The 13,174-nt window shown below is 72.2% G+C and carries 11 protein-coding genes; 2 read left to right on the top strand and 9 right to left on the bottom strand.

The genetic code is table 11. The features are described from left to right. Window positions 1–45 precede the first annotated feature (45 nt). Together OHS58_RS43115 and OHS58_RS43110 are read right to left on the bottom strand one after the other, a co-directional pair. Complete coding sequence (locus OHS58_RS43115) at window positions 46–852, bottom strand: uroporphyrinogen-III synthase (protein ID WP_326955823.1); 807 nt, start codon at window positions 850–852, stop codon at window positions 46–48. After that, window positions 845–1,813 (bottom strand): helix-turn-helix transcriptional regulator, encoded by a 969-nt coding sequence (locus OHS58_RS43110; protein ID WP_328646111.1) that lies wholly within the window; start codon window positions 1,811–1,813, stop codon window positions 845–847. The genes OHS58_RS43115 and OHS58_RS43110 overlap by 8 nt, the downstream gene beginning before the upstream one ends. A 63-nt stretch (window positions 1,814–1,876) precedes the next feature. Between OHS58_RS43110 and OHS58_RS43105 the strand changes: the two genes are divergently transcribed. Further along, complete coding sequence (locus tag OHS58_RS43105; protein ID WP_328646110.1) at window positions 1,877–2,272, top strand: DUF3224 domain-containing protein; 396 nt, start codon at window positions 1,877–1,879, stop codon at window positions 2,270–2,272. Between the two features lie 12 nt (window positions 2,273–2,284). Then, the gene (locus tag OHS58_RS43100) at window positions 2,285–3,391 is read left to right on the top strand and encodes a DNA glycosylase AlkZ-like family protein (protein WP_328646109.1); all 1,107 of its coding nucleotides are present in this window, start codon (window positions 2,285–2,287) and stop codon (window positions 3,389–3,391) included. Between the two features lie 40 nt (window positions 3,392–3,431). On the opposite strand, the gene OHS58_RS43095 is transcribed toward OHS58_RS43100, so the two are convergent. The 7 genes from OHS58_RS43095 to OHS58_RS43065 form a co-directional block, all read right to left on the bottom strand. Then, window positions 3,432–4,535 carry a uroporphyrinogen-III synthase gene (locus tag OHS58_RS43095; protein WP_328646108.1) on the bottom strand — a complete coding sequence of 368 codons (1,104 nt, stop codon included), beginning with the start codon at window positions 4,533–4,535 and terminating at the stop codon, window positions 3,432–3,434. Continuing rightward, window positions 4,532–4,876 (bottom strand): nitrite reductase small subunit NirD, encoded by a 345-nt coding sequence (gene nirD, locus OHS58_RS43090; RefSeq protein WP_328646107.1) that lies wholly within the window; start codon window positions 4,874–4,876, stop codon window positions 4,532–4,534. Before nirD ends, OHS58_RS43095 begins: the two co-directional genes overlap by 4 nt. Beyond that, entirely contained in the window at window positions 4,873–7,377 is a 2,505-nt protein-coding gene (gene nirB, locus OHS58_RS43085; protein ID WP_328646106.1) for a nitrite reductase large subunit NirB, read from the bottom strand. The genes nirD and nirB overlap by 4 nt, the downstream gene beginning before the upstream one ends. A 1-nt stretch (window position 7,378) precedes the next feature. Then, entirely contained in the window at window positions 7,379–8,734 is a 1,356-nt protein-coding gene (locus OHS58_RS43080) for a nitrate/nitrite transporter (RefSeq protein ID WP_328646105.1), read from the bottom strand. Window positions 8,735–8,763: 29 nt separating this feature from the next. Next, window positions 8,764–10,185: an FAD-dependent oxidoreductase gene (locus OHS58_RS43075; protein WP_328646104.1), complete on the bottom strand. Its 1,422-nt coding sequence runs from the start codon at window positions 10,183–10,185 to the stop codon at window positions 8,764–8,766. After that, window positions 10,182–12,230: a molybdopterin oxidoreductase family protein gene (locus tag OHS58_RS43070; RefSeq protein ID WP_328646103.1), complete on the bottom strand. Its 2,049-nt coding sequence runs from the start codon at window positions 12,228–12,230 to the stop codon at window positions 10,182–10,184. Before OHS58_RS43070 ends, OHS58_RS43075 begins: the two co-directional genes overlap by 4 nt. 137 nt (window positions 12,231–12,367) lie before the next feature. Beyond that, window positions 12,368–13,165 carry a TIGR02569 family protein gene (locus OHS58_RS43065; protein ID WP_326946340.1) on the bottom strand — a complete coding sequence of 266 codons (798 nt, stop codon included), beginning with the start codon at window positions 13,163–13,165 and terminating at the stop codon, window positions 12,368–12,370. Window positions 13,166–13,174 lie beyond the last annotated feature (9 nt).

Here is a 13,174-nt window from a genome sequence, read left to right as displayed (position 1 = left end):
GCGATGTGGACAACTCGGGCCGAAAGCCGTCAAGTCGGTTGACAGCTACACCCTGAGCGTCGTGACCAGGAGTTTCACCAGCGCTCCCAGGCGCTGCCGGTCCGGTTGCCGCGTGCGCACCCCGGCTTCTTCGAGGGGCGCCGCCGTCACCGGGCCGACGCACGCGCACACCACCGGGCCGCGCAACGCCGTCAGCAAGTCGTCGTAGCGGCCGTAGTCCTGGGCCAGGGTCAGGAAGTTCGCCGCCGCGGGGGCGCTGGTGAACGCGATCGCGCCCAGCTCGCCCGCGATCGCCGCGTCGATCAGGGCGTGCACCGGGGTGACGTCCGGCGGCGAGTACCAGCGGTACGGCTGGACCGCGACCAGCCGCGCGCCCGCCTGTTCCAGGGCCGACGTGTGCTCCGGCAGCGGCGTCCCGTGCAGCTGGACGGCCACGCGCTCGCCCGCCAGCCCCGCCGAAGCTAGGGTCCCGAAGAGTTCCGCGTTGGACTCCGAAGCGGCGGAGAAGGACTCTCGCAGCCCGGCGCCGCGAAGCGCGCCCACGGCCTTCGGGCCGCGCGCGTAGATCCGGGACTCGCCCAGCGCCGTCAGCAACCGGTCGCGCAGGCCCCAGCCGTCGGCGGCGGCCAGCCAGCCGCGGAAGCCCGCGCCGGTCGTGATCGCCGTGAAGCCGACGGGGGACGCCAGCAGCGCTTCGGTGCCCGCGCGCAGGTCGGGGTCGGCGTCCAGGGGGACGATGGTGATCGTCGGGGCGTGGCGGACGTCGGCGCCGTAGCGTTCGAGGGCCTCGATGAAGTCGTCGGCCCGCCGTTCGGCCGTGACGCCGATCGCGACCCCGCTCAGCTCACCCATAGATCGCGCCCATCCCCTCGATCGCCGCCGCCAGCTGCGCCCGCAGGTCCGCGGGCTCGAGGACCTCCAGGTGCGGCCCGAAGCGCAGCAGCTCGCCGATGGCCGGCTCGCCCGGCTCCACCGGCAGCTCCATGGTGAGCCAGCCGTCCGCGGCCGGCTCGTTCGGGCACTCGCGCAGGGCCCGGGCCCCGACGGAACCCGCGTAGAACGGTACGAGAGCCTGCGCCCGCGGCGACAGCCGCACCACGGCGACGCGCGGGTACATCCGCCGTTCGAACTGCTCGGACCACTCCTGCCAGTACGCCGCGAGGTCGAAGCCGGCCGGCCGCTCGAACTCCTCACCGAGGTCGGTCAGCTCCTGGATCCGCGAGATCCGGTACGTCCGGTCACTGCCCTCGCAGCGCCCGGCGAGGTACCAGTTCCCGGCTTTGAGGATCAGCCCCAGCGGCTCGAGGTCCCGCTCGACGACGCGCTGCCCCCAGCGTTCGTAGCGGATCCGGATCCGGTGCGACGACCACACGGCGTCGGCGACCGCCGACAGCGTCGGCAAGCTTTCGATGCCCCGGTGCCAGCCGGGAACGTCCAGGTAGAACCGCTCGGCGACACGTCCGGCGCGGTCACGCAGCTCCTGCGGCAGGGCGGCGTACAGCTTGAGCTGGGCGGCCGCGAGCACCGTGCCGAGGCCCAGCTCGGCCGCGGCGACGGGCAGCCCGGCCAGCGACAGCGACTGCGCCTCCTCCTCGGTCATCCCGGTGAGCCGCGTCCGGTAGCCGTCGACCAGGCGGTACCCACCGGTCCGGCCGCGGTCGGCGTACACCGGGACGCCGGACGCCGAGAGTGCGTCGATGTCCCGGTAGACCGTGCGCACCGAGACCTCCAGCTCCTCGGCCAGCTCTTCCGCCGTCATCCGGCCGCGGTTCTGCAGCAGCAGGAGGACGGACAGGAGGCGGCTGGCGCGCATGAACACCAGTATGACCGAAATACCTGACACAAGCTGACAGGTATGACCGGCAGACTGTCTTCCATGAACGCATTCACCATGAAGAACTGGGAAGAGAACGTCGTCAGCGGCTCCGGGAACGGGCCGCGGGTGGCGTACGCGCACGCGTCGATGGCGTACGAGGGTGTCATCGAGGGTGAATCGGTCTGCGACCTGCTGCTGTACTACGCGGGCGAGGGCTACGACAGCGGTGCGACGACGTCGCCGAGCCTCGAGCGTATCGACGGCAAAGTCGACGGTCGCGAAGGGACGTTCATCGTGCGGCACGAGTTCACGTTCGACGCCAAGGGCATCGCGTCGACGTTCAGCGTGGTCCCCGGCTCGGGCACCGGCGCGCTGACCGGGCTCACCGGCACCGGCACGGTCGGCGGCGCGATGGGCGAGGAGAAAATGGGGTACACCTTCGAGTACAGCCTCTAGGAGGAGTCGCCCGTGGACCGTCGCCAGGTACTCGCCTACCGCATCGCCGAGCACGGCCTGCACCGTGGTTCGACGGACGTCGCGGATCTCGCCGTCGTCCGGGCCGGGCTGCAGGACAGCATGCGCGACACCGCGCTGCTGGCCGCGGCGGCCCGGCTCGACGGTCCGGTGTCCCTTGTGGACGACGACCGCCTGGTGCCGGCCTGGACGTTGCGCGGTGCGCCGCACTACCACCTCCGCACCGACCTCGCCGAGGCGACGCGCGCGCTGATCCCGCTAGACGACGCGGACGCGCTGGCGAGAATGCTGTGGCAACGCAAGGAACTGGCGGCGACGGGCGTGGCGGCGTCGGAGGTGGTCTTCACGGCGGCGGCCGCCCTCCGGAAGGTCGTCACTGCGGAGATGACCAAGGGCGCGGTCTCGACGGCGGTCACGAAGCTCGTACCGCCGGAGTTCTCCCGCTGGTGCCGAGGGTGCAACGCAACGCACATCCACGAGCAGCTGATGCGCATCGCGACCCCGTTGGGCGGCATCCGCCTGGTCGCGGGCGCCACCCCGGCGACCCTGGCCCCCCTCGAAGGCCGCGGCCGCATGCGCACAACGCCGGACCCCGCGGCGGCGACGTCGGTGGTCACGTCGTACCTGCGGCTCAACGGCCCGGCGTCCCCGGGCGACGCGGCGGAGTTCGTCGGGACGTCCCGGGCGGTCGTGGACCGGACGTGGCCGTCCGACCTGGCCGAGGTCGACGTGGAAGGCAAGGTCCGGTACCTGCCCGCAGCGCGGTTGCCGGCTCTGGAGAACCCACCGGAGCCGGACGTCGTGCGGCTGCTGCCACCGTGGGACCCGTTCATCCAGGCGCGCGACAAGGCCCTGCTGGTCCCGGACCCGGCGCGGCGCAAGGAAGTCTGGAAGATGCTGGGCAACCCGGGAGTCCTGCTGGCCGAGGGCGACATCGCGGGCACGTGGCGCACGAAGTCGAGCGGCGCGAAGCTGACGTTCACCCTGACGGCGTTCGCCCCCTTGCGCCCGGCGGCCCGGGAGGCGGCCGAAGCGGAAGCCGCGCTGGTGGCGGCGGCGCGCGGGTTCGAGAAACACGACGTCACCTGGTCCGTGTCGTGAGTGTTTAGGAGGGTTCTAACCCTCCTAAACACTCACGACCTCACGCGTCCACCGCCAGGCGGTAACCGCGCTTCACCACCGTCTGGACCACTCGGCCGCCGCCCAGTGACGTTCGCAGGCGGCCGATCGCTGTCTCCACCGCGTGTTCCTCGCCGCCGCCCGGCAAGGCCGCGATCAGCTCGCGGCGCGAGACCACCCGGCCCGGGGACGCCGCCAATGCCCGCAGCAGTGCCATCGGGGCCGGCGCCACCTCGCACCACTCGCCGTCCACGATCGCGGCCTCGCCGCGGAGTTCGAGACACTGCCCGCCCGCCTGCAACCTGGGGGAACGTGCCACCAGCGTCTCCGCGAGCGTCCGCGCCAGCGCGCCGATCCGCGCGCGGTGCGGCTGGACCGTCGGTACCCCCAACGCCGCCAGCGGGCCCGCCGTGATCGGGCCGACGCAGGCCGCCACCACCGGGCCCGAAAGCGCCGAGACCAAGCCGGGAAGGCGGCCCGTGCGGCGTGCCAAAGCGAGCAAGGAAGCAACAGCGGGCGCGCTCGTGAACGGCAGCGCGTGGATCGAGCCCTCCAAGACGCCGTCCAGCAGGCGGTCCACCGGGCCCGGGTCGACCGGGCCGACCCAGCGGTACACCGAGATCTCGATGACCTCCGCGCCCGCCGTGCGCAGCGTGTCCACGAAGTACGGCAGCGGCTCGCCGTGCAACTGGACCGCGATCCGCCGGCCGGAGACGCCCGACGCCAGCAGGTGCTGCAGCAGCTCCGCGTTGCTCTCCGACGCCGGCGAGTAGTCCTCCGACAGCCCCGCCGCGCGGATCGCGCCCGTCACCTTCGGGCCGCGCGCCAGCAGCGACGACGTCGAGAGGCGCGCGACCAGCGCCTCCCCCAGGCCCCAGCCTTCGGCCGCCTCCAGCCAGCCGCGGAAGCCGATGCCGGTCGTAGCCACCACCGCGTCCACCGGCGCGTCGAGCAGCCGCGCGGTCGCCGCGCGCAGCTCGGTGTCGTCCGTCAGCGGCACGATCCGGATCGCCGGGCCGTACCGGACGCCCGCCCCCTTGCGCACCAGCAGCGCGCCGAGCTCGTCCGCCCGGCGCGCCGCGGTGATGCCGATGACAAAACCGGCCAGCGGGAGCACTTCCGTCACGGCGACTCCACTTCGACCACGCCCTCTCGCACGCGCACCTCGTACACCGGCACCGAGACCCCCGCGGCGTCCAGACACTGTCCACTGTGGAGCGCAAACCGTTCTTTGTAGACCGGCGACGCGACCACCGGCACCCCGCCGGCGTCCCCGACGATGCCCCGCGAAAGCACCGCCGCACCGCTGCACGGGTCCCAATTGGACAGTGCGTACCACCGCGCACCGGGCAGCCGGAAGATCGCCACCTGGACGCCGTCGCCGAGCAGCGCCGCGACCCCGGAGTACTCCGGCACCGCGTCCACCGGGCACACCGCCGTCCACGTCCGTTCGAGAGACGTCGTCATCGCCGCACCTCCGGGACGCCCAGCATGACCGGCACCTTCTGCTCCCGCTCGGACCGGAACGAGATGGCCGGGTCCGGCGTCCCCGGCGCGTTGACGAACGACGTGAACCGCGCCAGCTTCTCCGGATCCTCCAGCACACCGCGCCACTCGTCGGCGTAGTTGTCGACGTGCTTGGCCATCGCCGCGTCGAGGTCCTCGCAGATGCCGAGCGAGTCGTCGACGATCACCGCGCGCAGGTGGTCGAGCCCGCCTTCCAATTCCTCGATCCACGGCGCCGTCCGCTGCAACCGATCGGCCGTGCGGACGTAGAACATCAGGAACCGGTCGATGGTCCGGATCAGCGTCGAAGTGTCCACATCGGACACCAGCAGCTCGGCGTGGCGCGGTGTGGTACCGCCGTTGCCGCCGACGTAGAGGTTCCAGCCGTTGTCCGTGGCGATGATCCCGAAGTCCTTGCTCCGCGCCTCGGCGCACTCACGCGCACACCCGGACACCGCTGACTTCAGCTTGTGCGGCGACCGCAGCCCGCGGTACCGCAGCTCCAGTTCGATCGCCAGCCCGACGCTGTCCTGCACGCCGTAGCGGCACCACGTCGACCCGACGCACGACTTCACCGTCCGCAGCGCCTTGCCGTACGCGTGCCCGGACTCGAACCCGGCGTCCACCAGCCGCCGCCAGATCAGCGGCAATTGGTCCACTGTGGCCCCGAACAGGTCGATCCGCTGCCCGCCGGTGATCTTGGTGTACAGCCCGAACTCCTTCGCCACCTCGCCGATCGCGATCAGCTTGTCCGGCGTGATCTCGCCGCCGGGGATCCGCGGGACCACGGAGTAGGTGCCGTTGCGCTGGATGTTCGCGAGGAACCGGTCGTTGGTGTCCTGCAACGTCAGCTGCTCGCCACCGAGTACGTGCCCGCTGCCCAGCGTCGCGAGGATGGACGCCACCGCGGGCTTGCAGACCGCGCAGCCGGTACCCGTGCCGTAGCGGGCGATGACCTCGCTGAACGTCGAGATCCGGGTGGCCCGGACGATCTCGAACAGCTCCGCGCGCGACTGTCCGAAGTGCTCACACAGCGCCTTCGACTGCTCGACGCCGGCCGCGGTCAGCAGCCGGCCGAGCAGCGGGACGCAGGAGCCGCACGACGTCCCGGCGCGGGTGCACGCCTTGAGCTTGCCGACGGTGTCGCAGCCGTCCTCGTGGACCGCCCGCGTGATCGCGCCCTTGGAAACGGCGTTGCACGAACAGATCTGCGCCGCGTCCGGCAGCGCGTCGACACCGACCGCCGCACCGCCCCCGGCCGGGGCGAGGATCGCGGAAGGCTCCGCGGGCAGCGGACGGCCAACCAGCGCCCGCAGCGTGTTGTACTCCGCCGCGTCGCCGACCAGCACGCCGCCGAGCAGGGTCCTGCCGTCGTCGGTGACCACGAGCTTCTTGTACGTCCCGGCAACCGCGTCGTTGACGGCGACTTCCAAAGCGCCCTCGGTGGTCGCGTGCGCGTCACCGAAGGAAGCGACGTCGACGCCCATCAGCTTGAGTTTCGTGGACGTGTCCGGTTCCGGGAACGTCCCGGACCCGCCGGTCAGCTGTGCGGCGACGATCTCGGCCATCGCGTACCCGGGCGCCACGATGCCGTAGACGCGCCCCTCGACCGCGGCGCACTCGCCGATCGCGTACACCGAGGGATCGCCCGTACGACAGGAAGAATCAACCAGCACACCGCCGCGAGGACCGATGTCCAAATCGGACTGCCGCGCGAGGTCGTCCCGCGGCCGGACGCCCGCCGAGAACACGACCAGGTCGACGTCCAGCTCGGTCCCGTTGCCGAGCCGGGCCACCAGCCGCGAACCGTCGGCCTCGATCGCGTCAGTCGACGTTCCCGTGTGGACGGTCACGTCCAGCTCAGCGATGAGCCGCCGCAGCAGTGAGCCGCCACCCTCGTCCACCTGCAGCGGCATCAACCGCGGCGCCATCTCGACGACGTGCGGCGAGAGTCCCATGTCCCGCAACGCCTTCGCGGCTTCCAGGCCGAGCAGCCCACCGCCGATGACGACCGCCGCACGCCGGCCGCGGCCCGGGCGCAGAGCCGCCGCGCGGATCGCGTCCAGGTCCTCGATGGTCCGGTAGACGAAACAGCCGGGCAGGTCGTGACCGGGCACCGGCGGCACGAACGGCCGCGAGCCGGTGGCCAGCACCAGCGCGTCGTAGGCGACCATGGCGCCGGACGCCGTGGTGACCGTTCGAGCGGCGCGGTCCACCGAGGTGACCAGCTCGCCCAGCCGCAAGTCCACAAGGGAGTCACTCGCGTAGTCCGAGCCGGGCAACGCGAGCGACGCGGGGTCCCATCCGTCCACATAGGACGTCAGGGCCACCCGGTCGTACGCCGGGCGCGGCTCCTCGGCCAGGACGATGATCCGCCAGTGCCCGGCGCTGTCGGCGGTGCGCACCGCCTCCACCAGCCGGTGCGCGACCATGCCGTGTCCGGCGACGACCAAGGTGGGCATCTCAGACCTCCGCTCCCGCGAGCGCCCGACCGCGCTCACTCGGCTGTTCGGCGGGCTTGCGCAGGTAAACCGCCCAGGTGACGGCGAAGCACAGCCCGTAGAAGACCAGGAACCCGACGAACGCGGGCACGCCGCTCTTGGCGTCGGCGAACGACTGCCGGAAGGCGAGGTTGATGAACAGCCCGCCCTCCGCGCCGATCGCGCCCGCCAGGCCGATCAGCGCGCCGGACCGCCGTCGTGCCTTGAGCAGTTCGGCCGCCTCCTCGGCGCCGTTGGCTATCGCCGTGCGGGCTTTCGCGCGGAAGATCGCCGGGATCATCTTGTACGTCGAGCCGTTGCCGACGCCGGTGAGCACGAACAGCACGATGAACGCGATCGTGAACAACGTCAGGGACTTCGAGGTCGAGGCCAGGATCAGCACCACCGTGGCCAGGGCCATCCCGACGAAAGTCGCGAAGGTGACCTTGCCGCCGCCGATCCGGTCGGACAGCCACCCGCCGGCCGGGCGCGCGAGCGAGCCGAGCAGCGGGCCGAGGAACGTCACCGCGGCCGCCTGCAGCGGCGTCCGGCCGAACTGGTTCTGCAGCACCAGCCCGAAGGCGAAGCTGTACCCGATGAACGAGCCGAACGTGCCGACGTACAGGAACGACATCACCCAGGTGTGCCGGTCCTTGACGATCTCGCGCATCGCCTTGGTGTCGCCGCAGACCGTCGCGAGGTTGTCCATGTAGCGGTACGCGCACGCGGCGGCGATCACGATCAGCGGGATGTAGACGTACAACACGATCCGCGGCGCGGTCGCGCCCGCCGTGCCGATCACGAGCAGCCCGACCAGCTGGATCGCGGCGACGCCGAGGTTGCCGCCACCCGCGTTGAGCCCGAGCGCCCAGCCCTTGTGCTTCTCCGGGTAGAACGTGTTGATGTTGGTCATCGACGACGCGAAGTTGCCGCCACCGACGCCACCAAGGGCCGCCACCAGCAGGAACGTGCCGAGCGACGTCCCCGGGTGCAGCACCACCGCGGCCAGGATCGTCGGGATCAGCAACAGCAACGCGCTGACGACCGTCCAATTGCGACCGCCGAACTTGGCGACGGCGAAGGTGTAGGGCAGCCGCATCAGGCCGCCGATGAGTGTCGGCGTCGAGACGAGCAGGAACTTGTCGGCGGCGTCGAACCCGTAGTCCTTGCCCATGAACAGGACGATGACCGACCACAGTGTCCAGACGGAGAAGCCGATGTGCTCGGCCAGCACGGAGAACCAGAGGTTGCGACGGGCGACCTGCTTGCCGGTCTCCTCCCAGAACGTCTCGTCTTCCGGTTCCCAGTGCTCGATCCAGTGCTTCCCTTGATGGGCCATCACGTTCTCCTCGTTCCGAAGTCGGGGGGTCATTGCGCGGCGAGCCAGCTCGCGACGGCGCCGACGGTGTCGGTGCACCCGCCGCAGCCCGTGGTGGCCCGCGTGGCCCGCGCCAGTGCGGGAGTCTCGGTGGCGCCGGCCTTCCAGGCGTCGATCAGCCGGGCCTTGGTGACGTTGTTGCAGCGGCAGATCACGGCCGTCGCCGGCAGCTCGGCCGGGCCGGCCGCCTGCCCGGCACCGGCCGGCAGGGCCCGGCCGAGCAGCACCGCGAGCCGGTCGTCCGGCAGCGGCGTCCCGCGGTCGTGGTACTGGGTGATCGACGCGGCCGCGTCGGGCAGGCCGAGCAGGATCGCGCCGGTGACGCGGTTTTCGCGGACGACGAGCTTGCCGTACCGCCCGCCGGCCGGGTCGGTGAACGTCAGCACCTCGGCGTCGTCGTCGGTGGCCTCGACCTGGGTCTCGCCCAGCGCGGCGAGGTCGATGCCACGCGCCTTGAGCCGGGTGACGGCGGTCGTGCCGCGGTAGCGCGCGGCGGCGTTCGTGCCGGTCAGGACGTCGGCCAGCACCTCGGCCTGCTCCCACGCGGGCTGGATCAGCCCGGCCGGGGCGCCGGGGTGGCGGGCGCAGTCGCCGAGCGCGTGGATCCGGCCGTCGCTGGTGCGCAGGACGTCGTCCACGACGACGCCGCGGTCGACGTCGAGCCCGGCGTCCTCGGCGAGGCTCGTCTCGGCGCGGACGCCGGCGGCGACCACGACCAGGTCGGCCGGGACGAAGCTGCCGTCGTCGAGCTTGAGGCCGTCGCCGGGCAGGTAGCGGGCGGCGGTCGCGCCGAACCGGAAGGTGACGCCCATGCCGGTGAGCTGCCGGGCCAGCACGTGCCCGGCGACCGGGTCGAGCTGGCGTTCCATGACGTGGCGGTTCGGGTGCACGACGGTCACCTGGTTGCCGCGCCCGGCGAGGCCGCGGGCGGCTTCGAGGCCGAGCAGGCCACCGCCGAGCACCGCGACCGGCGCGCCGAAGCGGGCGGCGTCGAGGATCTCGGCGCAGTCGTCGAGGGTGCGGAAGGTGACGACACCGGGTCCGAGGCCTTCGACCGGCGGGATCCACGGGTTGGCGCCGGTCGCGAGCACCAGCGCGTCGTAGTCCACTGTGGACCCGTCGGTCAGTTCGACGCGGCGCTTGCCGCGGTCGATCCTCGCGGCCGCCACGCCGAGGCGGAGGTCGACGTGCGTGCGCGCGGCCCAGTCGTCGTCGTGCAGCCGGACGCTCGCCGGGCTCATCCCGCCGGCGACGACGGCCGAGAGCAGCACCCGGTTGTAGGCCGCGTGCTTCTCGGCGCCGAGCACGGTCAGCCGGACGCGCTCGGCGGCCGGGTCGCGGCGGCGGATCTCGTCGGCCAGCCGGGCCCCGGCCATGCCGTAGCCGGCGATCACGACGTCCCGGGCGCTCACGCCGCGCCGTCCACAGTGGACAGCGAGACGGCGCACACCTTGAACTCCGGCATCCGGCTGACCGGGTCGAGCGCCGGGTTGGTGAACAGGTTCGCGCGCTGCCCGCCGGGAAAGTGGAACGGCACGAACACCAGGTCGGGTCGCAGCGACTGCACGAACCGCACCTTCGCCGTCGTCTCGCCGCGACGGGACCGGATCCGCGCCTGGTCGCCCTCTTCGAGCCCGGCGCGCTTGGCGGTGTCCGGGTGAACTTCGACGAACGCCTCCGGCACGACGTCGTTCAGCTCGTCGACGAGACGCGTCTGCGCGCCCGACTGGTAGTGCTGCAGCACGCGGCCGGTGGTGGCCTGCAGCGGGAACTCGTCGTCGGGCAGTTCGGCCGGGCCGGTGTGCTCGACGGGCACGAACCGCGCGCGGCCGTCCGGGTGGGCGAAGGCGTCGAGGAACATCCGCGGCGTACCGGGGTGGTCGTCGGCCGGGACCGGCCAGTGCAGGGCCTCGCCGGCGCGCAGGCGGTTGTAACTGACGCCGGAGTAGTCGGCGATGCCGCCCTTGGACGCGATCCGCAGCTCGTCGAACGCCGTCTCGGCGTCGGCCGGGAAGCGGCCTTCGGGCTGACCGAGCCGTTCGGCGAGTCCGTTGAGGACGTCCAAATCGGACCTGACTCCTGGCGGCGGGTCGATTGCTTTACGCCGAAGCAGGATGCGGCCTTCGAGGTTGGTGAGCGTGCCGTCTTCTTCGGCCCATTGCGTGACCGGGAGGACGACGTCGGCGAGGGCCGCCGTCTCCGACAGCACGAAGTCCGCGACCACCAGCAAGTCCACTGCGGACAGTCGATCTTGGACGCGCTGGGAGCGTGGCGCCGAGACGACGACGTTGCTGCCGAACACCATCAGCGCCTTCGGGCCACCTTCCTGACCGAGCGCTTCGAGCAGTTCCGACGCCGAACGCCCAGGTCCAGGCAGCGAGTCCGGGTCGACGCCCCACACGCCGGCGACGTACTCGCGGGCGGCCGGGTCGTCGAGCTTGCGGTAGCCGGGCAGCTGGTCGGCCTTCTGACCGTGCTCGCGGCCGCCTTGGCCGTTGCCCTGGCCGGTGAGGCAGCCGTAGCCGGAGCCCGCGCGGCCGGGCAGGCCCAGCGAGAGGGCGAGGTTGATCCAGCCGCCGACGGTCGCGGTGCCGGTGGCGTGCTGCTCGGTGCCGCGCGCGGTGAGGATGTAGGCGTTGCGGGCGCCGGCGAGCTTCGCGGCGGCCAGGCGCATGTCGGCGGCCGAGACGCCGGTGATCCGCTCGGCGCGTTCGGGCCACCAGGACGCGGCGATCCGCCACATCGCGTCGAAGCCGTTCGTGCGCCGGTCCACATAGGACTGGTCGAGGTGACCGTCGGCGACGACGGCGTGCAGGATGCCGAGCGCCAGCGCGAGGTCCGTGCCGGGCGCGGGCGCGAGGTGCAGGCTCGCGAGCTCGGCGGTCGGCGTCCGCCGCGGGTCGACGACGATCAGGTCGGCGCCCCGCAGGTGCTGGGTGAACGGCGGCATCGTCTCGGCCGGGTTGGCCCCGGCGAGCAGCACGACGTCGGCGTCGCCCAGATCGGTGACGGGGAACGGCATCCCGCGATCGGCGCCGAACGCCTTGCTCCCCGCGGCGGCGGCCGAGGACATGCAGAACCGGCCGTTGTAGTCGATCTGCGACGTCCCGAGCGCGACGCGGGCGAACTTGCCGAGCAGGTAGGCCTTTTCGTTGGTCAGCCCCCCGCCGCCGAAGACCGCGACGGCGTCCGGGCCGTGTGCTTCCTGGAGTTCCCGCAGCTTCCGCGCGACGAAGTCGAGGGCGAAGTCCCAGCCGACGGGCTCGAGGACGCCGTTCTCGCGCACCATCGGGCTGGTCAGGCGCCTCGGCGACGTCAGGAGCTCGCCGGCCGTCCAGCCCTTCTGGCACAGGCCCCCGGCGTTGACCGGGAAGTCCCGCGGCGTCACGCGGACGCCGTCGAGGCGCATCCCGCACTGCAGTGCGCAGTACGGGCAGTGCGTGTCGACCTGCGGCACTGGCCACCTCCGGCGTCGTTCGGGATGACCCGACGCTAAGGAGGCCGTGTTACTCGGAATCGACCGAATGTTTCCGGCAGTTGACATTGCGGCGCGACTCACGTGCCCCGCGCGGTGAGGTCAGGGCCGGCACGGCGTTACAGCACTCCGCTGACTTCGCGGGCCGCTACACGGAGGCCGTCCAGCGCCGCACGCGTCGATCTCGGGTTCAGGGCGTTGGCCGCCAGGCGGAACAGCACCGCGCGCAGCAGCAGCTGTGGCCACTCCGGCAGGTGCGCCCAGCGCTCCAGCAGCTCGCGGGTCGCGCCGCCCCAGGCCAGGGCGTCGACCGCGACGATCGCCGCGCCGTACTCGCCCGGGCGGTAGTACGGGACGAAGTCGACCAGGCCCGGGGTCGCGTCGCCGTCGAACAGCAGGCCCGCCAGGAGTTCGCCGTGCGCGACCTGGGACGAGAGCTTGATCGGGCGGCGCGCGCCGGCCAGTACCTCGAACCAGCGGCCGCCCTTCGTCTCCTCCAGCGGGACTTCGAGTTCCTCCCAGGCGATGCGGTCGGCGACGGCGTCGACGTCCTTGCGCAGGGCGATGAAGTCCGGCCGCGGCAGCCCGACCGTCGCCCGGTGCAGCTTCACCGCGGCCAGCACCGAGGCGTCACCGCGGTGCTCGGCGGTGCCGGCGACGAACCGCGACGCCGTCCAGCCGCCGACGATCCAGCGGCCGTCGGTCGAGCGCACCGGCTTCGCGACCCGCAGGCCCGGCTCGTCGACGTAGTCGAGCGCGCGGGCGGTCCACAACGTCTTGGCCTTGTCGGCGACCGGCTTGAGCACGAGGTCGCCACAGCGCCACGCCGCCGAGTCCGGCAGCGCTTCGCCGTTGTCGGCGAGCCCGCCGAAGGCCGCGCAGACGTGGCCGGGAGGGCGTTCGAGGGTTGACCGCACAAGGACCGA

It is taken from the genome of Amycolatopsis sp. NBC_00348, from assembly GCF_036114655.1.
Lineage (GTDB): Bacteria > Actinomycetota > Actinomycetes > Mycobacteriales > Pseudonocardiaceae > Amycolatopsis.
This window is presented reverse-complemented; position numbering and strand designations above follow the sequence as displayed.